Here is a 21,084-nt window from a genome sequence, read left to right on the forward strand (position 1 = left end):
GGATGCGGCGGTATCAGAGCCGCAGCGGGGCCAGGCCATTGGCCTCGGCCCAGAAGTCGGTGAGGCAGGAGGTGTCCTGCCCCGCCTTGCCGGCGGCCAGCGCCAGGCGGAAGATGTTCTTGGCCGTGTCGCAGACCGGCAGCGCCGTCTGCGTGGCGGCCCCTGCGCCGCAGGCCAGCGAGATGTCCTTGTAGCCGAGCGCGATGTCGAAGCCCGGCGTGAGATCGCCCGCCAGCACCTTCCGGGGCCATTTCTCCTTGAGCTGGCCGTTGCTGGCGGTGGTGCTGGTGAGCACATCGAAGGTCTTTTGCAGATCGAGCCCGAGCGACTTGGCCAGCACCAGCGCCTCGGAGTTGATCTGGCAATAGCACAGCACCATCATGTTGTTGATGATCTTGGTGCGCGTGCCGCTACCGGCCTTGCCGCAGTGGTGGATCGTGGTGCCCATGTGCCGGAGCACCGGCACTGCCGCCGCCAGGTGCTTGTCGTCCATGCCCAGCATGAACAGCGACTCGCCCCGGTCGGCATGCATGGCCAGGCGGCCCACGGGCGCGTCGCCGAAGGCGATGCCGGCCTCGGCGCAGGCCTGGGCCAGCTGGTCGACCGTGTCCACATCGACGGTGCTCATGTCGATGTAGATCGCGCCGGGCCTGAGGTGGTGGAGGATGCCGCCATCGCCCAGCGCCACCTGCCGCACCTGCTTCGGGCCGGGCAGCATGGTGAAGACCAGGTCGGCCGCCTGGCACAGGCCGGCCAGGTCGCTCGCCACCGTGGCGCCTTCGGCCGCGAGCTTTTGCGCGGCCTCGGCATTGATGTCGTGCACCGTGACCTGGCGCCCGTTCCTGATGAGCGAGCGCGCCAGCGAGAAGCCCATGCGGCCCAGCCCGATAAATCCGATATGCATTTTGTCCCCTTGTGGATCCACCCCAATTTATCGGCGCCGCGCCTGCGGCAGGGGGAGATTTCATCTTTTTGATATGAGTTTTTGGAAATTCTGATGCGGCCGCGGCTCCCGGGGCCGGCATAGGCCCGTGCCAGCGCCTTGGCGCGGATGAAAAGTTGGGTCTCGGGATATACCAAGGTATAGCCGCGCCATCCCAAGAGAGACTAGCCGCGCGCCGCCCGGGGCCGGACAATACGCGCCATGGCCCAGCCGGGCCGCCTGAATGGCATGCCATGCCAAGCGGGCGCCGGCCTTGGGAGACGAGCAACGCAGCCACGGAGGAATGCACGATGGACCCAGACCCGCAAGGGCGCAGTCGCGCCTGCTCCACCCCCCGATATTTCCAACACCGCGCCACCCGCGGGAGGCCTGGCATCGCCTGATCGCCGCGGGCTCCTGCGCGGGTGACGCATCCCGCAAGGAGTCTGCCATGACCCGCCAACAACTGCAGCTCGCGCTGCGCGCCGCGCTGGCCTCCCGCCGCGTACCCCTGATCTCCGAACTGCTGGCCGTGCACGGCCGCAGCACCTTTGCTGCCGCGCTGGCCGGCTGCTCGCCGCGCACGGTTGCCGATGTGCTCACGCTGCTGCGCGCAGCCGAGCGCGATGCACTTTTGCGCGAGCTGCCGCGCGGCCTGCGCTCCGAGCTGCGCGCCCTGGGGGTGGATGTGGCACCCCGGGTTTCGCAAGGCCTGGGCCTGGGGCTGCTGGTCTGGGGCCGCCGCGGCTCGCAATGGTCGCTCGGGAGCCGCGCATGAGCATGCGGCCGGATGCGTGGATCGCGCCGGGCTGCTGGCGCCTGGCCTGTGCGCTGCTGCTGGGCGCGGCGCTGTCCGCATGCCGCCAGGGCGCTTCGGCGCCCGTGGCTGCGCCGCCCGGCCCGAAGGCGCTGGGCGGCGGCATCGTGGAGCTGCCAGAGGGCTCGCCGCTGCTGGCCCGCCTGCGGGTGCAGCCGGTGGCGGCGGCACAGCTGCGCGGCAGCTTTTCCGCGCCCGCCACCATCGAGGCCCTGCCGGAAAAGCTGGTCAAGGTGGCGCCGCCGGTGGCCGGGCGCATCGTGCGGCTGCATCGCTCCGAGGGCGATGCGGTCAAGGTCGGCGATCCGCTGTTCGATATGGACTCTGCCGAGATCTCCAGCCTGCGCGCCGAGCATGCCAAGGCCGAGGCCGAGCTGCTGCAGGCGCGGCGGGAGTTCGAGCGCCAGAAGCTCTTGTTCGAAGCGGATATCGCTGCGCGCAAGGACTACGAGGCCGGCCAGCTGGCGCTGCGGGCGGCCCAGGCCGACGCCCGCGCCTCGGGTGACCGCTTGGCGCAGCTGGGCGCTTCGGCGCATGCCGCCGCGCGCAGCGGCTACGTGATGCGCTCGCCCATCGGTGGGCGGGTGGTGGAGATGGCCGGGGCCCAGGGCAAGTACTGGAACGATATCAATGAAGCGGTCATGACCGTGGCCGACCTGAGCGCGGTCTGGCTCAGCGCGAATGTCACCGAGCTCGATCTGCCCGCTGTCGCGGTGGGCCAGCAGGCCCATATCGCGCTCAGCGCCTATCCCGAGATGAAGCTGCAGGGCCGCGTGCGCTACGTGGGGGAGCTGCTGGATCCCGAGACGCGCAGCGTGAAGGTGCGCGTGGCGGTGGACAACCGCGAAGGCCGGCTGCGCCCCGGCATGTTTGCGCGCGTGAGCTTCGAGGGGCCGGCGCGCCAGGCCCTGGTGGTGCCGGCCTCGGCCCTGCTGCAAAGCAGTGTCGGCGCCCGCGTGTTCGTGGAGCAAGCGCCGTTGCGCTATGTTTCGCGCGAAGTGCAGCTGGGCCAGCAGCAGGGCGAGCTGGTCGAGGTGAGTGCGGGCCTGGCGGCCGGTGAGCGCGTGGTCGTCAACGGTGGAGTGCTGCTGCAATGATCGCGCGTCTTGTTCATCTGGCATTCGCGCGCCGCGGCGTGGTCTGGCTGGTTTTCGCCTTCGCGGCGCTGTACGGCGTTTTCAGCTGGAAGCAGCTGCCGCTCGAAGCCTATCCCGACATCGCCGACGTGACCTCGCAGATCGTGACCCAGGTGCCGGGCCTGGCCGCCGAGGAGATCGAGCAGCAGATCACCGTGCCGCTGGAGCGCGCGCTGCTGGCCACCCCGGGCATGCATGTGCTGCGCTCGCGCAGCCTGTTCGGCCTGTCGCTGATCACGGTGGTGTTCCAGGACGGCGTGGACGGCTACTGGGCGCGCCAGCGCCTCAAGGAGCGCATCGACGAAGTGAGCCTGCCCTATGGCGCAAGCGCCGGGCTCGATCCCTATACCTCGCCCACCGGCGAGATCTACCGCTACACGCTGGAAAGCCCCACCCGCAGTCTGCGCGAGCTCTCGGAGCTGCAGAACTGGGTGGTGATTCCGCGCCTGAAGAAGGCCCAGGCGGTGGTGGATGTGACCAACTTCGGCGGGCTGACCACCCAGTTCATGCTTGAGCTCGATCCGGCCCGCCTGCTGCAGTACGGGCTGACGCTCGCGGATGTGACCCGGGCCATCAACGACAACAACGCCAGCGGCGGCGGCAGCGTGGTCGATCGGGGCGAGATCTCGTACGTGGTGCGTGGCGTGGGCCTGCTGCGTTCGCTGGACGACATGGGCAACGTGGTGGTCAAGACCACCGACAGCGGCACGCCGGTGCTGGTCAAGAGCCTGGGGCGCCTGACCTATGGCAACGTCGAGCGCCGCGGCATTCTGGGCAAGGATGGCAACTCGGACACGATCGAGGGCATCGTTTTGCTGCTCAAGGAAGCGAATCCGTCGGTGGCGTTGGAAGGCATCCATGCCGCGGTGCAGGAGCTCAACGCCAAGCTGCTGCCGCCCGATGTGAAGGTCGTTCCCTACCTGGACCGCACGACCCTGATCGAGCGCACCACGCACACGGTGGGCAAGACGCTGGCCGAGGGCCTGCTGGTCGTGGTGCTGATGCTGCTGCTGTTTCTGGGCAGCCCGCGCGCGGCGCTGATCGTGGCGCTGACCATCCCGATGTCGCTGCTGCTGGCCTTTGTGTTCATGCACCATGCGAAGATCCCGGCCAACCTGCTGTCGCTCGGGGCCATCGATTTCGGCATCTTGGTGGACGGCTCGGTGGTCGTGGTCGAGAGCATCTTGCGCCGGCGCGAGGCCGAGCGCGAGCGGGCGCTGACGCCGATGGACGCCATCACCGCCACGCTGCAGGTGGCACGGCCCATCTTCTTTGGCATGTGCGTGATCGCCGCCGCCTATCTGCCGCTGTTCGCATTCGAGCGCATCGAGTACAAGCTGTTTTCGCCGATGGCGAGCGCCGTGGGCGCGGCCCTGGCTGGGGCGCTGGCCGTGGCGCTGCTGCTCACGCCGGCGCTGGCCTGGCTGGCTTTTCGCCGCCCGCGCAAGATCTTTCATAACCCGGTATTGCACTGGCTGGGCCATCGCTACCAGGGCTTCCTCGAACGCTCGGTAGGGCGTGTGCGCTGGCTGTTGGGAACGGTGGCCGCGGCGCTGGTGGCACTGGCCCTGCTGGCTGGCAGCATAGGGCGCGACTTCTTGCCCTATCTCGACGAAGGCTCGATCTGGCTGCAGGTGCAGATGCCGCCTGGCATCACGCTGGACAAGGCCCGCGACATGGCCGACGAGCTGCGGCGCGCGGCGCTGGAGTTCCCCGAGGTGTCCTACATTGTCACGCAGACCGGGCGCAACGACGATGGCACTGACTACTGGACGCCTTCGCACATCGAGTCCAGCGTGGGCCTGCACCCGTACGAAAGCTGGAAGTCCGGCCTCAACAAGCAGCAGCTCATCGCCCGCATGGCCGAGCGCTTTGCGCAGATGCCGGGCTATACCGTGGGCTTCATGCAGCCCATGATCGATGGCGTGCAGGACAAGCTCTCGGGCGCGCACAGCGACCTGACGGTGAAGGTCTTCGGCCCGGACCTGGACGAGGACCGCCGCGTGGCCGAGGCCCTGGTGGCGGTGCTGAACCAGGTTCCGGGCGCGGCCGACGTGGCCGTTGACGTGGAGCCGCCACTGCCTAATTTGCGCATCGACCTGGATCGCGCCGCCGCCGCGCGCTACGGCATCAATGCGGCGGACGTGGCCGACCTGATCTCCACCGGCGTGGGGGGTGCTTCCATTGGCGAGCTGTTCGTGGGCGAGCGCAGCTATGACATGACCGTGCGCTTCACTCCCGAGACGCGCGGCAGCCCCGAGGCCATAGGCGCGCTGCGCCTGGCCGCGGCCACTGGGGCGCTGGTGCCGCTGGCCAGCGTGGCGAAGATCTCCACCACCGTGGGACAGAGCGTCATCGTGCGCGAAGGCGGCGAGCGCCACATCCTGGTCAAGCTCAATGTCCGTGGCCGCGACCTGGCAGGCTTTTTGAAGGAGGCGCGTGCCGCCGTGGACCAAGAGCTGCGCTACGACGCGCAGCAGATCCACATCGAATGGGGCGGCCAGTTCGAGAACCTGAACCGGGCCGAGGCGCGCCTGCTGGTGATACTGCCGCTCACGCTGGGCATCATGCTGGTGCTGCTGTTTGGCGAATTCGGCAACCTGCGCCAGCCGCTGCTGGTGCTGACCGTGGTGCCGCTGGCCATGATTGGCGGCTTTGCCGGCCTGCACCTGCGGGGCATGACGCTCAACGTTTCCAGCGCCGTCGGCTTTATCGCGCTGTTTGGCGTATCCGTGCTCTCGGGCGTGCTCATGGTCTCGCAGATCAACCGGCTGCGCCGCGAAGAAGGCCTGCCGCTGCGCGCGGCGGTGCTCGAAGGCGCCGCCAGCCGCATGCGCCCGGTGCTGATGACGGCCACCGTGGCGGCCCTGGGCCTGAGCCCGGCCATGCTGGCCACGGGCCTGGGCAGCGATGTGCAGCGGCCGCTGGCTACCGTGGTGGTATGCGGCCTGGTCAGCGCCACGGCCTTGACCTTGCTGCTGCTGCCGGCGCTGTACTGCATGGTGGAGGCTCGCGCCGACGCCAGGGCGCAGCGGCGCGCGGCCCGAGCCGCCGACATGTCCGATTCCTTGGGCGAGCCCGCTGCATAAGAAAAAGAGAATCGCCATGACCACTTCCATTTTGGTACGTACCGCCGCCGCTGCTGTCGCACTCTTGGGCTGCGCCGCGGCTTCTGCCGGGGTGCAGCAGGGGCTGCTCTTTGCTGACTATCTACAGGCTGCCGAGCAGCACAGCCCGGTACTGCAATCGCAGCGCGAGGGCGTCACCTCGGCGCGGGCTGGCGTGGGCATGGCTGGCATCCGGCCCGATCCCGAGCTCTCCTACGGCGCCTCGCGCGAGATGGTGCGCACCGGGCAGCCCCGGCCGGTGGGCCACGGCCCTACGCTGAGCTGGGAAATCGAAACCGGCGGCAAGCGCCAAGCCCGCATCAAGGCCGCGAAAAGCAATGTCCGGCTGGCCGAAGTGCAGGTGGAGGGCGGTCTGCACCAGTTGAGCCAGGCGGCGGCGGACGCCTTTGCCGAGGCCTGCCGCACGCGCGAGTCATTGCAGCGCAAGGAGCAGACGCTGCGCTCGCTGGCCGAGCTGGTGCGCGCCAACGAGGTGCGCAAGCGGGCGGGCGATGTGGGCGGCGTGGAGCTGCTGCAGTCGCGCGTCGAGCACGACCAGTTCGAGGCGGACGTGACCCAGGCGCGTGCCGACCACGAGGCGGCGCTGCAGAGCCTGTCGGTGCCGCTGGGGCGGCGCGTGTCCGACCTGTTTGGCCAGCCCGAGCTGCATTGCGAGTTTCGCCCCTATGCGCTGCCGCGCGAGCTGGAGCCGCTGCTGGAGCAGGCCCTGCAGTCGCGCGACGATATCCGCATCGCCGAGGCCACGGTGGACAACGCCCGCGACAAGGTATCGCTGGCGCATGCCAACCGCTGGGTGAATCCAACGGTATCCGTGGGCGTGACCGGCACGCGCGGCTACGGCGCCGGCACGGGTGCCGATGGCGCGCCCTACGATGCCGCCTTGCGCTCGCGCCAGCTCGCGCTTGGCATCAGCGTGCCGCTGCCGCTGTCGCGCCTGGACCGGGGCGATCTGGTGCAGGCCGAGTCCGAGCTGACCCAGGCCATGCTCGGCTTGCAGCAGGCCCGGCACGAGGCCGAGGCGCAGGTGCGCGCGGCGGTGTTCCGCTTCAAGGCGACGCGCACCAATGTCGCGCGCTACCAGATGGACGTGTTGGCCAATGCCCAGCGCATGCTCGACGCCATCCGGCTGTCCTACCGCCATGGCCAGGCCTCGCTGCTGGAGCTGCTGCAGGCGCAGCGCTCCACCGACGATGCCTACCAGGCCTACTTGCAGGCCAGGGCCGACCTGGCCGCGGCGACGGTGCAGCTGCAGCTGAGCCTGGGGCAGCGCCCCGATCTCTGATAGCCCACGTTTTCCAAACGCAGGAGAAAACCATGAAAATCCTGAAAGCCTGGTTTGGCAGCTTTTTGCGCCGCCGCCGCAATCGCACCTTGTTTGGCCGCCGCGCGCTGCCCAGCGCCCATGGCGGCACCGGCGTGGCTCAGGGCGCGCGCGTGGATGAGCAGCGCACGCGCGAGCTGTGGCGCGTGGCCTGCGACGATGTGCCGGCCGCGCTGCTGCGCCTGCATTCGCACGAGGACGGCCTGTCCGACGCCGAGGCCGGCGAGCGGCTCGCCCGCCTGGGCCCCAACGAGGTGGACCACGAAAAGCCGCTGGCCTGGTGGCTGCACCTGTGGCAGTGCTACCAGAACCCGTTCAACGTGTTGCTGACGGTGCTGGCCATCGTCTCGTGGGCCACCGACGACCGCGAGGCCACGGTGGTGATCGGCACCATGGTGCTGCTGTCCACGCTGATCCGCTTCGTGCAGGAAGGGCGCTCGCAGCGCAGCGCCGAGCAGCTCAAGGCCATGGTGGGCAATACCGCGACCGTGATCCGCCGCGACATGGGCACCGAGGCCGCCGAGGTGGCCGAGCGCTACTTCGACACCCACCTGCGCACGCGCCGCCCGCCGCAGCGCCGCGAGATCGCGATCCGCGAACTGGTGCCGGGCGATCACATCCTGCTGTCGGCCGGCGACATGGTGCCGGCCGACTGCCGCGTGCTCAGCGCCAAGGATTTGTTCCTGGCCCAGGCCGCGATGACCGGCGAGTCGCTGCCGGTGGAGAAGTTCAGCGAGCGCCGGGGCCTCAACGACAGCGTGCTGGAGCAATCCAACCTGCTGTTCATGGGCACCAACGTGGTGTCGGGCTCGGCCGTGGCCATGGTGGTGGCCACCGGCAACCACAGCTACTTCGGCATGCTGGCCCAGCGCGTGACGGCTGGCGAGGGCGAGGCCACCGCCTTCCAGGTGGGCGTGAACAGCGTCTCGTGGCTGCTGATCCGCTTTGCGCTGGTGATGGTGCCGGTGGTGCTGCTGATCAACGGCTTCACCAAGGGCGACTGGATGGAGGCTTTCCTCTTCTCGCTGTCGGTGGCGGTGGGCCTCACGCCCGAGATGCTGCCGATGATCGTGACCTCCACGCTGGCCAAGGGCGCGGTGGCGTTGTCGCGCAAGAAGGTGATCGTCAAGCGGCTGGATGCGATCCAGAACTTCGGCGCCATGGACGTGCTGTGCACCGACAAGACCGGCACCCTCACGCAGGACCGGATCGTGCTCGAACGCCACACCGACGTCTTCGGCCAGGAATCGCAGCAGGCGCTGCGCCTGGCCTACCTCAACAGCTACCACCAGACCGGCCTGAAGAACCTGCTCGACCACGCGGTGCTGGCGCATGCCGGCGACCTGGGGCCCGAGTTGTCGGGCCGCTGGCGCAAGGTGGACGAGATCCCGTTCGACTTCGAGCGCCGCCGCATGTCGGTGGTGGTGGCTCCTGCCGACGGCGGACGGCCGCTGCTCATCTGCAAGGGCGCGGTCGAGGAGATGCTGGCCGTATGCAGCCTGGTGCGCCACGGCGACGAGGTGCTGCCGCTCGACCAAGCCATGCTCGCGCGCGTGCGCGGTGTGACGCACGAGCTCAACGAGCAGGGCCTGCGCGTGGTGGCCGTGGCCGCGCGCGAGGAGCCCACGGCGCAGACCGTGTATGGCGTGGCCGACGAGGCCGGCCTCACGCTGGTGGGCTACATCGCCTTCCTCGATCCGCCCAAGGAAACCACCGCGCCGGCGCTCAAGGCGCTGGCCGAGCATGGCGTCGAGGTCAAGGTGCTCACCGGCGACAACGAGCTGGTGGCCGCGCGCGTGTGCGCCCAGGTAGGCCTGCGGGTGGGCGAGCCCGTCACCGGCCCGCAGATCGAGCGCATGGGCGACGAGGCGCTGCTGCGCGTGGCCAAGGAGCGGTGCCTGTTCGCGCGGCTCACGCCGCTGCACAAGGAGCGGCTGGTGCGCGCGCTGCGCGCCGACGGGCATGTGGTCGGCTTCATGGGCGATGGCATCAACGACGCGCCGGCGCTGCGCGCGGCCGACATCGGCATCAGCGTGGACAGCGCGGTGGACATCGCCAAGGAGGCGGCCGACATCATCCTGCTCGAAAAAAGCCTGATGGTGCTGGAGGAGGGCGTGGTCGAGGGCCGGCGCACCTTCTGCAACATGCTCAAGTACATCCGCATGACGGCCAGCTCCAACTTCGGCAACGTGTTCTCGGTGCTGGTGGCCTCGGCCTTCCTGCCCTTCCTGCCGATGCTGCCGCTGCAGCTGCTGGTGCAGAACCTGCTGTACGACATCTCGCAGATCGCGATCCCCTTCGACCGCGTGGACGACGAGCAGGTGCGCCGCCCGCTGACCTGGAACCCCGCGGACATCGGCCGCTTCATGCTGTGCTTCGGGCCGCTGAGCTCGCTGTTCGACATCCTGTGCTTCGCGATGATGTGGTTCATCTTCGGCGCCCGCTCGCCCGAGCAGCAGACGCTGTTCCAGTCGGGCTGGTTCGTGCTCGGGCTGCTCACGCAGACGCTGATCGTGCACATGATCCGCACGCCGCTGCTGCCCTTCATTCAGAGCCGCGCGGCCTGGCCGCTGCTGGCGACCACGCTGCTCATCATGGCCATTGGCGTATTCCTGCCGATGGGGCCACTGGCCGGCTACTTCAAGATGCAGGCGCTGCCGCCGCTGTACTGGCCGCTGCTGCTGGCGATCATGTGCGGCTATGCGGTGCTGACCACCGTGGTCAAGCGCCGCTACATACGCCGCTTCGGCTGGCAGTGAAGGGGCCGGCGCATGGCTGCATACGGATGGCATGCCTTCGACGGCATGGCCTGGCTCAGCACGCTGGCCAGCCTGGCGCTGGCCTTTGCGCTGGGGCTGGTCATCGGCTTCGAGCGCCAGGTGCGCCAGCGCACCGCCGGCCTGCGCACCAACACGCTGGTGGCGGTGGGCGGGGCGGTGTTCGTCGACCTGGCGGTGCGCTTTCACCTGCTGTACGGCGGCTCGCCCGGCCCGATGCAGGTGATCGCCTACGTGGTCTCGGGCATCGGCTTTCTGGGCGCGGGCGCCATCATGAAGGAAGGGGTCAACGTCACCGGGCTCAATACCGCGGCCACGCTGTGGTGCTCGGCCGCGGTGGGCTGCTGCGCCGGCGCCAAGCTGCTGCAGGAGGCGGTGCTGGCCACGCTGTTCGTGCTGGCCGCCAACACCTTGCTGCGGCCGGTGGCCAACCGCATCAACCGCCGCCCGCTGCAGGAGGAGTTCGGCGAGGCGACCTACACGGTCTACGTGGTGTGCCGCCGCGAGCACCACGCCGCGGTGCACGACAAGCTCGACGAATGGCTGCATGCCGCCCATTACCCGGTGCGCACCGTCGACCACCATGCCTTCGGCCAGCAGGACGTGGAGATCGAGGCCACGCTGTATGCCACCGCGGTAGAGGCGCCCGCGCTCGACGCCATCATGGAGCGGCTGATGGCCGAGCCCGGCGTGCAGCAGGCCTTCTGGAATGCGCGCTCGGAGGATTGAGCGGCCATAATCGCCCCTGATGATGCCGTCCCTGCTGTCCTCATACCCGTTGCGCCGCGCCCTGGTGGCCGCGGTCATTGCCGCGGGCCTGCTGGCGATCTTCGCGCTGGACACGATGACCGAGTACGCGGTGGCCGCGGCGGTGTTCCATTCGGTGCTCATCCTGCTGGCGGTGCGCTGGTTCAGCGTGCGCGCGGTGGTGGCGCTGACGCTGCTGTGCATCGCGCTCACTTTGCTGAGCTTTGCGCTCACGCCGGCCGGCAGCTACCACCTGGGGTTGATCAACACCGGCATCAGCATCGTCGCCATCGCGGTCACTGCCTACCTGGGGCTGAAGCTGGTGGCGGCGCGCGCCGCGGCCCATGCGGCCCAGGCGCGGCTGGCGCAGCTCGCGCAGGCCACCAGCGTGGGCGAGCTGGCCGGCTCGATCGCGCACGAGATCAACCAGCCGCTGGCGGCCATCGTCACCAGCGGCCATGCCTGCCAGCGCTGGCTGGCGCAGGAGCCGCCGCAGCTCGAGCGCGCCGGCATGGCGCTGGCACGCATCCTGGCCGATGCCGAGCGCGCTAGCAATGTCGTCACCCGCATCCGCAGCGCCGCCCGCGGCGAGCCGCCGCGGCGCACGCGCTTTGCGCTGAACGAGGCGCTGCGCGAGATCGCCGCCATGTCCGAAGACGAGCTGCAGCGCGGCGGCGTGGCGCTGCAGCTGCAGCTGGCGCCCGAGCTGCCGCTCGCCTTTGCCGACCGGGTGCAGCTGCAGCAGGTGGCCGGCAATCTGCTGCTCAACGCGATCGACGCGGTGCGGGGCATGCCGGCGGGCGCGCGCCAGATCGTGCTCGGCAGCGGGCAGGCCGAGGCCGGTATGCTGCGGCTGCTGGTGCTCGACAGCGGCCCGGGCATTGCGCCGGCCGCCATGCCGCATTTGTTCGACGCTTTCTGGACCACCAAGAGCCGGGGCATGGGCCTGGGGCTGAACATCAGCCGCAACCTGGTCGAGGCCAATGGCGGCAGCATCGCCGCGCGGGCGCGCGCCGACGGCAAGGCCGGCGCGCAGTTCGAGGTGCTGCTGCCATCGGTGCACAGCCGCGCCGCGCAGGAGGGCGCATGAACCCGGACACGCAGGGCGGCGCCATCGTCTATCTGCTCGACGACGACGCCTCGGTGCGCGCCGCGGTGGATGACCTGCTGTCCTCCGTCGGCCTGGCGGTGCGCAGCTTCGCGTCGGCGGCCGAGTTCTGGCAGTTCTGGCAATCCGGCGGGCAGGAGGTGCACGAGCGGCCCGGCTGCCTGGTGCTGGACATCCGCATGCCTGGCCAAAGCGGCCTGGAGTTCCGCCGCCAGATGCTGGAGCAGGGCCTGCAGCTGCCCACCATCTTCATCACCGGGCATGGCGACATCCGCATGGGCGTCGAGGCGATGAAGACCGGCGCCATCGAGTTCCTGACCAAGCCTTTCCGCGACCAGGACCTGATCGACGCGATCCAGCAGGGCATTGCCCGCGACCGCCTGCGCCGCGCCGGCGAGCAGGCGCGCCATGCGGCGCAGGCGCGCTGGCAGCAGCTGTCGCGCGGCGAGCAGGATGTCGTGCGCCTGGTGGTGCGCGGCTGGCTCAACAAGCAGGTCGCGGCCGAGCTGGGGGTGAGCGAGGTCACCGTCAAGGTGCGCCGCGCCCAGGCTATGCGCAAGATGGCGGCGGATTCGCTGGCCGATCTGGTGCGGATCTACGACCGGCTGGAATAAGGCCGCACGAATCACTAATTTGCGGGATGGCAGAAAACTGCCCTATCGGTAGGCTGTGAACAATAGTCAAAACCGGGAGAGGGCATGTCAATCCAAGCGAAACCCATGCTTGCGGGCGCCGCTGGCGCACGGCTTGCATGGGCCGTAGCCGTGGCCATCTTCGACATGGCGCTGCTGGCCGGCCTGCTTGCGCTGCTGGCAAGGCGACGACGCCGCTGAGGGCCTTGGCGAAATCGATTCTGGATCACTCATTTGCGTGATGCGCACCGCATGCGCGCTGCTTACAGTAACCAGCACCAGTAGGACGACATAACGGGCCGCGGTGCTATCGAAAGGGCTATCCCATGGCTTTCAACAAACTGGCAATCGACCGCCGCCAGGCGCTGCGCTCCGGCGCGGCGGCGAGCGCCGCGCTGGTGTTGGCGCCGCTGGCTGCCGGCTGCAGCACGCCGCCGCCGGCCGGCGGCCCGCAGGCGGTGCAGGCCGCGATGCAGCGCTTTGCGGCGCTGGCGCCCGACGGCAGCCATGGGCTGGTCCATGCCATTGGCGCGCGCGGGGCGCCGATGGCCTGGCAGGTGCAGCACCAGCCTGATCGCGCGCTGTTCGTGGGCAGCGCGGTCAAGACCTTCATCGCGGCGCAGTTCCTGCGCGACGTGGAGGCTGGGCGCAACGGCCTCAGCGAAGACATGCTGTGCGAGGTCAGCGACCGCTTTCGCTCGCCAGGCAGCCCGGTGCTCGTCGGGCTGCAGGGCCGCATGCCCTACCGCAGCGCGCTGGAGGCGATGATCGCCCACAGCGACAACACCGCCACCGACATCGTGCTCGATGCGGTGGGCGCAGACCGGGTGCGCGCCCTGATTGCGCAGCGCGGCTTCGGCGCAACCCGCATCCCCGACTCCACGCGCAAACTGTTCTCCTACATGGCTGGCGCGCCCTCGGGGCAGGATCTGGGCTGGGACGGCATGCAGCGCATGGGCCGGGGCGACACCATGGGCTTCTCCGCGCGCACCAACGTGGTCAACGAGCACCAGTCCATGGTCAGCACCGCCGCCGAGATGGTGCGGTGGTACCGGCAGACCTTGTCGCCGGGCTTTTTCGGCCAGGCGGCCACGCTGGTGGAATACCAGCGCATCCACGCCATGGCCAATGCGCTGCCGATGGTGGTGCCGGCGGGCCTGGCCAGCTATGGCAAGGGCGGCAGCATCGACTGGGAGGACTTCCACTGCCTCAGCCTGGCCGGCCAGATGGTGGCGGACGGCATACCGGTTACTTTCTGCTTTACCTGCAACTGGAGCGGCGGGCTGAAGAGCACCGAGCGCACCGCCGAGTTCGTGGCGGCGGTTGCCAGGGTGCTCGAAGCCGCCGCGGCCAGCGCCAAAGCTTGATCAAGTGGTAGTACCAACCCAAGGAGGTGGATCATGCAGACATTCCAAACCATGCGGCGGGAGCAAGGTCCCGCACTCTGGTGCGCCTGCCTGGCTGCGGCCTGGGCAGTCTCGGCTTGTGGCGGCGGTGATGGCGGCCAGGGCCAGGCTGCCGATCCGGTGGGCGAGACGCCCATCGTGGCCGATGCCAAGCTGGGGCGCCTGGTCGCGGCGGCGTCGGCGGCCGACAGCCAGGATGCATTCAAGCTGATCGCGCAGTACTTCTCGCAGCAGGCCGCCTTCACCAGCGCCGCCGATCTGCAGGCCGGCGATGTGCTGCTGGTGGATGGGCGGCAGGTGACGGCGGACCAGCTGCGGGCCGATGGCGCCATCGCCCAGGCGGCGCTGCAGCGCCAGGTGCCGATACTCATCGTGGGCTTCAGCGACGTGCTCGAAGAGGCGATCCACGATTGGATGCCCAGCGTGTCGATCCCTGGCTACAGCAGCCTGGCGCTGATCCAGCCGCCGCGCGCAGGGCAGGGCACGGCCGATGGCGGCATCGCGATGGTTACCCCCGACGGCAGCACCGATCTGGGCGTGGGCCGCTCGCTGACCGATCCCTTCATCGAGCAGCTGCGCGCATTCCGGGCCAAGAGCGCGGCCGCCTCGCCCCCTGCCGCCAAGGACGCGGCCAGCAGTTGCACGAACGACCCGAGCCAGGGCCTGTCCTGCTCCTGGGTGGTGAAGTACTCGCCCGCGCCGGTGCAATTGGTCGACCCCTACAACTTCAACCCCGGTGCGTTCGGCAATTCCACCAACTGCCTCAAGCGCAACTGGGTGGGCTGGCCCAATGCCACCGACAAGAACTCGCATGCCATCGGCCGCGCCGACAAGGGCAACCCCAACTATGGGCAGCGGCCGCAGTGTCCATCGCAGACGTGGACCGTCACTCCCGTGGTCTATGTCAGCTTTCCGGTGAACGCACCCATGTCGCGCGTGGTCTATCTGTCGGTGGATGCCAGCTTCAATCCCAATCTCTATGAGTACAACACCGCCATCGCCGACTGGTACCAGGTGCACCACCGCCTGACGGTGACGCCGCCGCAGGGCGCCAACCTGCTCAGGCATGCGCCGGGCACGGCCAATGGCAATACCACCACGACCAGCGGGTTTACCTGGGGCATCAGTGGCACAGGCACGCTGACCGGTGGCACGCAGAACAAGGCACCTGTGTTCACAGCGAGTGGCAGCCTTGGCTGGAGCGTGCAGTACAGCCATTCCACCACCAACACCATCGCCGACTGGGGTGTTGTGGACAACACCGAGCCTGCACAAGGCGTGTGGGTGGCTGACTTTTTGCAGAACGAGCCCTACAGCGGCGACAGCAGCGTGGGCTGCGACGCCATGGGCAATGCCATGTTCGAATGGCAATCGACGCACTGCCATTCGCTGCCGGACAAGGTCAAGACAGGTCAGCTCAAGCCCTTGTCGATCCACACGAGCATGCTGAGCGGTGCTGCCGTATGGGACCTGACTCCCGCCAACAACGACCAGAAATCCGTGGCCTTCAATCTGAGCGGAGAATCGTGGTGGGACAGCGTGGGGTGCACGGTGCGATCCAGCGAGAAGAGCTGGGGCACGCAGTACCCCGATGCCTGGGTGTTCGACACCCGCAAGCTCAGCGGCCCGGCCTGCAAGGACAATCAGTTCCTCTACAGCCTGGGCACGTTCTACCAGCGTGCGTACCGAAGTTTCCCGAAGCAGGTCATCCTGGACCTGACCAAGATGCCGCTTCCCGTCGTTTGCTACAACCGGCCAGACGACCCCGCCGACTGCAAGAAGTCTGGGACATGAGCACGCAGCGCAGACGCCAGTGGCTGGGGACCGGCGCCGCGCTGGCCCTGGCGCCGCTCACCGCCTGGCTGGCCGGCTGCGGCGGTGGCGGCAGTGCCGCGGCCGCCATACCGGACGATGGGGTGCAGCCGCCGGTGCAGCGCCCGCCCGATGTCGACCATGCCTCGCGGCCCAGCCGCAGCATGACCATCAACCTGCTCAACCGCGTGGAGGGCGAATCGCTGGCCTTTGCCGATGCCCGGGCTTCGGCCGGCTCGGTGCCCAGCGCCAGTAGCGCCGCCATCGGCTTCGGCCAGCAGGCGGCGGTGTACGCGGCCAACAACGGCAGCTGCATCGGCAGCTTCAGCCTGGCGGGCCAGGGGGCCAGCTTTGCGCTGTCGTACAGCCACCCCATAGGGCCGGGCGACACCACCGTCACCGCGGTGCCCGCCGATGGCTATGTGGCGGGCGCGGACGCGGCCACCTTTCCCGGCCACGATTCGGTCGCCAACCTGAGCCTCTACCGTGGCGTGCAGACCGCCAGCGGCGCCTGGGTGGCGCCGCTGGAGCTGCTGTCGAGCCCGCCGCGCAACAACTGCCAGGACCTGGTCAACAGCCTGTTCGCCAAACCGGTGCGCTCCGCGGCGGTGGTGCGCGCTGCCAACGCGCCCATGGACGCACAGGGGCTGGTGCCCGGCGCCGACTTCAGCGGCGGCCAGGTGGCGCGCCTGCTCCAGCCCTGGGTGGCGTGGTGGGTGTCTGGCGGCGGCCTGTCCGATGATCTGCCCGGCGCCTTGACGCACGCCGACGCGGCGCTGCTGGCGGCGCTGCGCGGCTATGTGGAAAAGGCCGCCAGCACGGGGCCGATGGTGCTGTGGGTGCCGCAGCTGCGCTGGCTGCCCGGCGCGCAGCCAGCGCAGCCGGCGGCCTACCGGCTGGAGGGCTACCGCGCCTGGCACTTCACCGATGGCCAGGGCGCCTGGCAGCCCGATGCGGCGGCGGTATTCCTGACACTGCTGCTGCAGGGCGCGCACCTGGTGGCCATCCATGCCGATGCGGACCTGCCCGCTGGCGCCAGCGTGCAGGCCTTCGACGACTGGTTTGCCGCCACCGGCCTGCCCCGGCGCAAGAGCATAGGCAATTCGCATTATGCGGGGGTGGTCAACACCACGGGCCGCTACTACCTGGAGGTGGCGCAGAACTTCGCGCCCCGGGATTGCGGGCTGCTGCTGGCCTTTCTGTATGGCCGCACGGTCAACAGCGAGCTGATCGGGCGCGGCAGCTACAACACTTTCATGCAGCTCGAAGGCTGGCAGGCCGGCGCGGACCGGCACAACGCCGACTATGGCATCCACGTTGATACGCTGTGGAACATCTCCACCTTCGGCGCATCGGTGTACAGCGAAAAGCGCGCCGGCAGCGTCTTCCTGGCCCCGCCAGGGTGGCAGCCGCAGGTCTACCAGACCACGCGCATGATGCCTAAGAACCTGTTCACGATCGCTACGCAGCCGCGTTGCAGACGCAATCGGGATGAGTGCGAGTCGATGTGGCGCAGCATGCACTGGTGTGCATGCAAGACGCAGCGCGAAGCAATCGCCCGATTGCGTCCCAACCCGCAGGGCCAGTGCATTTGCGGGCGGTCTGCGGCGTTGCGAATCCTCGCCATAGCTGGGCTATGGCTGCGGTATCGCGCCTTGCATCCCATCCCGCAAATGCACTGGCGCGGCAGCGTAGCGATCGTGAACAGGTTCTTACGTGGGCGCCTATGCGGTATCCGAAGGCCAGGCCCAGCCATGGCTGCATACCGAGCTGGTGGCGATAGCGGGTGGCGCGCCCGCGCTGCCGGCGCGCTACCTGCCGTATTCCGGTGGGCAGCGCGCGGCTGCCGATGCAAAACAATCTTCAACCGAGACGAGGGAATGGACATGAAACCCCAACACCAGCTCGCCCTGCGGCAGGCATTCGCCACCCAGGCGGCCTGGAGCCGCCGCCAGATGCTGGGCCGCACGCTCGCCCTGGGGGCGCTGGGCGCCATGGGCGCTGCGCTGCCAGGCTGTGGCGGCAGCGGCGGCGGCAACCGCGTGCAGTCCGCCGCAGACCAGCTGCCCGCGCTGGCGCGCGCGCTGCTGCAGGCCACCGGCGTTCCTGGGCTCGCCTGGGCGGTGGTGCATGGCGGCCAGACGATTGCCGCCCAGGGCCTGGGCGTATGCCAGGCGGGCGGCAGCCAGGCGGTGGATGCCGACACCGTGTTCCAGCTCGCCTCGGTCTCCAAATCGCTGAGCGCCACCGTGGTGGCGCGCCAGGTGGGCGAAGGCCGCGTATCCTGGGACAGCCGCATGCGCGAGCTGCTGCCCTGGTTTGCGCTGAGCGACGCCGGCAGCACCGAATACCTGACGGTGGGCGACCTCCTTGCCCACCGCAGCGGCCTGCCCGACCATGCGGGCGATCTGCTCGAAGAGCTGGGCTACAGCCAGCGCGAGGTGCTGGAGCGCCTGCGCCTGCTGCTGGTCAAGCCGCTGCGCTCCAGCTATGCCTATACCAACGAAGGCTTTACCGCCGGGGCCATCGGCGTGGCGCAGGCCGTGGGCGCCGACTGGGCCACGCTGTCGCGGCAAAGCCTGTATGCGCCGCTGGGCATGGCGCGCACCACCTCGGCCTATGCGGAATTCATGGCCCAGGCCAACCGCGCCGTCGGCCATGTGCGCGCGGACGACGGCAGCTGGCGGCCCGGGCTGCCGCGCAATGCCGATCCGCAGTCGCCCGCGGGCGGCGCCAGCTCCAGCGTCAACGACATGGCGCGCTGGCTGGCGCTGCTGCAGGCCCAGGGCCGCTGGCAGGGCGCCAGCCTGATCGCGCCATCGGCGCTGCAGCCCATGTGGCAGCCGCAGGCGCCGGGCGGCGGCTATGGCTATGGCTTCAACGTGGGCACCCTCGAATCAGGGCTGGCCCTTTTCAGCCACTCGGGCGCCTTCATGCTGGGCGCGGGCACCTGCTTCATGCTGGTGCCGGCGCTGGATGTGGCCATCGTCGCGCTCACCAACGGCATGCCCATCGGCGTGCCCGAAACCCTGTGCCGCCAGTTCCTGGACCTGGCCGAGAGCGGCCGCATCTCGCGCGACTGGTGGGCGGAATACAACCAGAGGATCGCACCGCTGCTGGCGCCGACCGGATCGCTGCTGGGCAAGCAGCCCCCTTCGCCGGCGGTGCCGGCCGGCCCGCTCGCGCAGTACGCCGGCAGCTACGGCAACGCCTACTACGGCCCGCTGCAGGTGGACGTGGTTGGCGATGCGCTGCAGCTCACGCTCGGCCCGGTGCGGCAGACCTATCCGCTGAGCCACTGGAGCGGCCAGCAGTTCACTTTCGTGCCGGCCAACGAAAGCGCGGCGCCGCACAGCATTTCGCTGGCCAGCTTCACGCTCGCCGATGGCGCCGCCAGCGTCTGGCTGGAGTTCTACGACGGCGAGCGCCAAGGAGTCTTCGTGCGCGGCTGAGCGGTTCAGCCGGGCACCGTGGCCCCGGCCCCCTCCGGCAGGGGCATGCACAGCGTCACCGTGGTCGAGGCGCCTTGCGAATCCACCGCGAGCTGCGCGCCCAGGCGCTGGGCGCGGGCCTGCATGCTGCGCAGGCCGGTGCCGTTGGCCGCGCCGGGCGCCAGGCCCACGCCGTTGTCGCGCACCTGCAGCAGCAGCTGCCGCGCCTGGCGGGTGAGCGCCACGTCCACGCGCGTGGCCTGGCTGTGCTTGAAGACATTGGTCAGCGCCTCTTGCAGGATGCGCAGCACATCCAGGCTGGGCGTGGTGCCCAGGTTCAGCGTTTCCAGGCTGGCGACCTGCCAGTGCGCGTCGATGCCGTGCAGCTCGAACAGCCGGCTCATGCGGTGGCGCAGCGGCGCCAGCAGCTCGGCCAGCGACAGCTCGCCATAGTGCTGCGCCGAGGCGGTGTCGATGATGAGGCGCAGGTCGTCGCGCATGCCGCGCAGCATGTCCAGCACCTGCTCCTGCGGCAGCGGGCCGCTCGCGCGCTCCAGCGTGGTGATGTTGCCGATCAGCATGCCGCCCAGGCCGTCGTGCAGGTCGTGCGCGAGGTTGACGCGCTCGCCCAGGCGCGCATGCAGCAGCTCCAGCTCGTGCTGGCGCACCAGCGATAGGGTCAGCTCGGCGCGGGCCTTGGCCACGCTCGCGTGCATCTCGTCGTTGAAGCTTTCGATGCGCCGGGTGTTGGTGACGAACGTCCAGGCCAGCGTGAGCGCGATGCCGATGGTGGCCAGCGGCTCGGTGTAGGACGCGAGGTAGAAGTTGTTGTCGACGATGCGGGTGAACACCAGCAGGTCGTGCACCATGGCCAGCGCGCCCGCCAGCGCGGTCAGCGCCAGCAGGCGCTGCGCCAGGTTGCCGCCGTGCCAGGCCAGGTACACGAATACGCAGGCGGTGGTGGCCAGCAGGGCCGACGAGGCCCAGGCGAGTATGTTGCGCATCAGGCGCAGCTGCTCGTGGGGCGCGAGCAGCATCGCGGCGGCGGCGATCGCGATCAGCAGCCACAGGGCCGCCTCGCGGCGCGGCCAGCGCCGGCCCATGAAGCGCAGCACGAACATCGCGTTGCAGCCGTGGTAGAGCACATAGGCCACCGAGGTGGCGGCCGAGTAGGTGTCGGTGTGGCCAAACGGCCAGGGGCTGGTGTTGATGAAGTTGACCGTGAAGCCGCACCAGGCGGCCTGCCGCAGGCCGTACCAGCCGTAGGCGCTTTCCTGGCGGCGCATCAGCCACAGCACCAGGAAGAAGCAGCCCAGCGTGGCGCCCACGCCCAGGTGCAGCCAGTTCAGGCTTTGCCGCGCCAGGTAGCTGCTGCGCTGGGCGGCGCGCATGCGCTCGGGCGGGCCGATCTCCACCGGCCCCAGCGCGGGCTGGTAGGCGTAGTAGCCGCTGACGCGGATCAGCAGCTCGTTGCTGCCGGCGTGCAGCAGCGGCGCGGGCAGCAACACAAAGCGCGGCGTGTTCCAGGTGCGCGACAGCGGCTCGACCAGGCTGGGGTCGCGCTGCAGCTCCACGCCGTTGACCGAGATGACGCCGGCCTGGATGAGGTAGTGGATGTACAGCCCCTGGGTCTGGGGCGCGCCGGCGATGTCCCAGCGCAGGCGGTACCAGACCACGCCGTCATGGCCGGGCCATTGCCGGTTCCAGTCGTTGGGCAGCGACACCGGCAGCCAGCCGGTCTCGGGCGGCTTGAGCGCATCCCAGCCCGAGCGCGCCGCCTCGGCCGTGCCCGGCCACGGCGCGGCCTGGGCCATGGCCGGCGGCGCCAGGCAGAGCCAGGCCAGGCA

The 21,084-nt window shown here is 69.4% G+C and carries 14 protein-coding genes; 12 read left to right on the plus strand and 2 right to left on the minus strand.

Annotation, left to right across the window (positions count from 1 at the left end; translation table 11 throughout):
- Positions 1-13: 13 nt before the first annotated feature.
- Positions 14-904 carry an NAD(P)-dependent oxidoreductase gene (locus ACODRX_RS22055; RefSeq protein ID WP_488873686.1) on the minus strand — a complete coding sequence of 297 codons (891 nt, stop codon included), beginning with the start codon at positions 902-904 and terminating at the stop codon, positions 14-16.
- Between the two features lie 469 nt (positions 905-1,373).
- Here ACODRX_RS22055 and ACODRX_RS22060 point away from each other — a divergent pair, with 469 nt between their 5' ends.
- The 12 genes from ACODRX_RS22060 to ACODRX_RS22115 all read left to right on the plus strand — a co-directional run bounded on the left by ACODRX_RS22060 (position 1,374) and on the right by ACODRX_RS22115 (position 19,258).
- Positions 1,374-1,700, plus strand: coding sequence for a hypothetical protein (locus tag ACODRX_RS22060; RefSeq protein ID WP_488873687.1), 327 nt, complete (start codon positions 1,374-1,376; stop codon positions 1,698-1,700).
- Entirely contained in the window at positions 1,697-2,836 is a 1,140-nt protein-coding gene (locus ACODRX_RS22065) for an efflux RND transporter periplasmic adaptor subunit (protein ID WP_488873688.1), read from the plus strand. Before ACODRX_RS22060 ends, ACODRX_RS22065 begins: the two co-directional genes overlap by 4 nt.
- A complete protein-coding gene (locus ACODRX_RS22070; RefSeq protein ID WP_488873689.1) occupies positions 2,833-5,964 on the plus strand; it encodes an efflux RND transporter permease subunit in 3,132 nt (1,043 codons plus the stop codon). The genes ACODRX_RS22065 and ACODRX_RS22070 overlap by 4 nt, the downstream gene beginning before the upstream one ends.
- 16 nt (positions 5,965-5,980) lie before the next feature.
- Positions 5,981-7,285, plus strand: coding sequence for a TolC family protein (locus ACODRX_RS22075; protein WP_488873690.1), 1,305 nt, complete (start codon positions 5,981-5,983; stop codon positions 7,283-7,285).
- Positions 7,286-7,317: 32 nt separating this feature from the next.
- Positions 7,318-10,083 (plus strand): magnesium-translocating P-type ATPase, encoded by a 2,766-nt coding sequence (gene mgtA / locus ACODRX_RS22080; protein ID WP_488873691.1) that lies wholly within the window; start codon positions 7,318-7,320, stop codon positions 10,081-10,083.
- A gap of 12 nt (positions 10,084-10,095) precedes the next feature.
- Entirely contained in the window at positions 10,096-10,830 is a 735-nt protein-coding gene (locus ACODRX_RS22085; RefSeq protein ID WP_488873692.1) for an MgtC/SapB family protein, read from the plus strand.
- Positions 10,831-10,849: 19 nt separating this feature from the next.
- Complete coding sequence (locus ACODRX_RS22090) at positions 10,850-11,938, plus strand: sensor histidine kinase (protein ID WP_488873693.1); 1,089 nt, start codon at positions 10,850-10,852, stop codon at positions 11,936-11,938.
- Entirely contained in the window at positions 11,935-12,570 is a 636-nt protein-coding gene (locus tag ACODRX_RS22095; RefSeq protein WP_488873694.1) for a response regulator transcription factor, read from the plus strand. The genes ACODRX_RS22090 and ACODRX_RS22095 overlap by 4 nt, the downstream gene beginning before the upstream one ends.
- Positions 12,571-12,654: 84 nt before the next feature.
- Positions 12,655-12,789 carry a hypothetical protein gene (locus tag ACODRX_RS22100; protein ID WP_488873695.1) on the plus strand — a complete coding sequence of 45 codons (135 nt, stop codon included), beginning with the start codon at positions 12,655-12,657 and terminating at the stop codon, positions 12,787-12,789.
- A 125-nt stretch (positions 12,790-12,914) separates the two neighbouring features.
- Positions 12,915-13,955, plus strand: coding sequence for a serine hydrolase (locus ACODRX_RS22105; RefSeq protein WP_488873696.1), 1,041 nt, complete (start codon positions 12,915-12,917; stop codon positions 13,953-13,955).
- Positions 13,956-13,988: 33 nt separating this feature from the next.
- A complete protein-coding gene (locus ACODRX_RS22110) occupies positions 13,989-15,788 on the plus strand; it encodes a hypothetical protein (protein ID WP_488873697.1) in 1,800 nt (599 codons plus the stop codon).
- Positions 15,789-17,692: 1,904 nt separating this feature from the next.
- Positions 17,693-19,258 (plus strand): serine hydrolase, encoded by a 1,566-nt coding sequence (locus tag ACODRX_RS22115; protein WP_488873707.1) that lies wholly within the window; start codon positions 17,693-17,695, stop codon positions 19,256-19,258.
- 5 nt (positions 19,259-19,263) lie between these two features.
- On the opposite strand, the gene ACODRX_RS22120 is transcribed toward ACODRX_RS22115, so the two are convergent.
- On the minus strand, positions 19,264-21,051 hold the full coding sequence (locus ACODRX_RS22120; protein WP_488873698.1) for an ATP-binding protein: 1,788 nt from the start codon (positions 21,049-21,051) through the stop codon (positions 19,264-19,266).
- Positions 21,052-21,084 lie beyond the last annotated feature (33 nt).

The sequence above is a fragment of the Comamonas sp. FG99 genome, assembly GCF_057808605.1.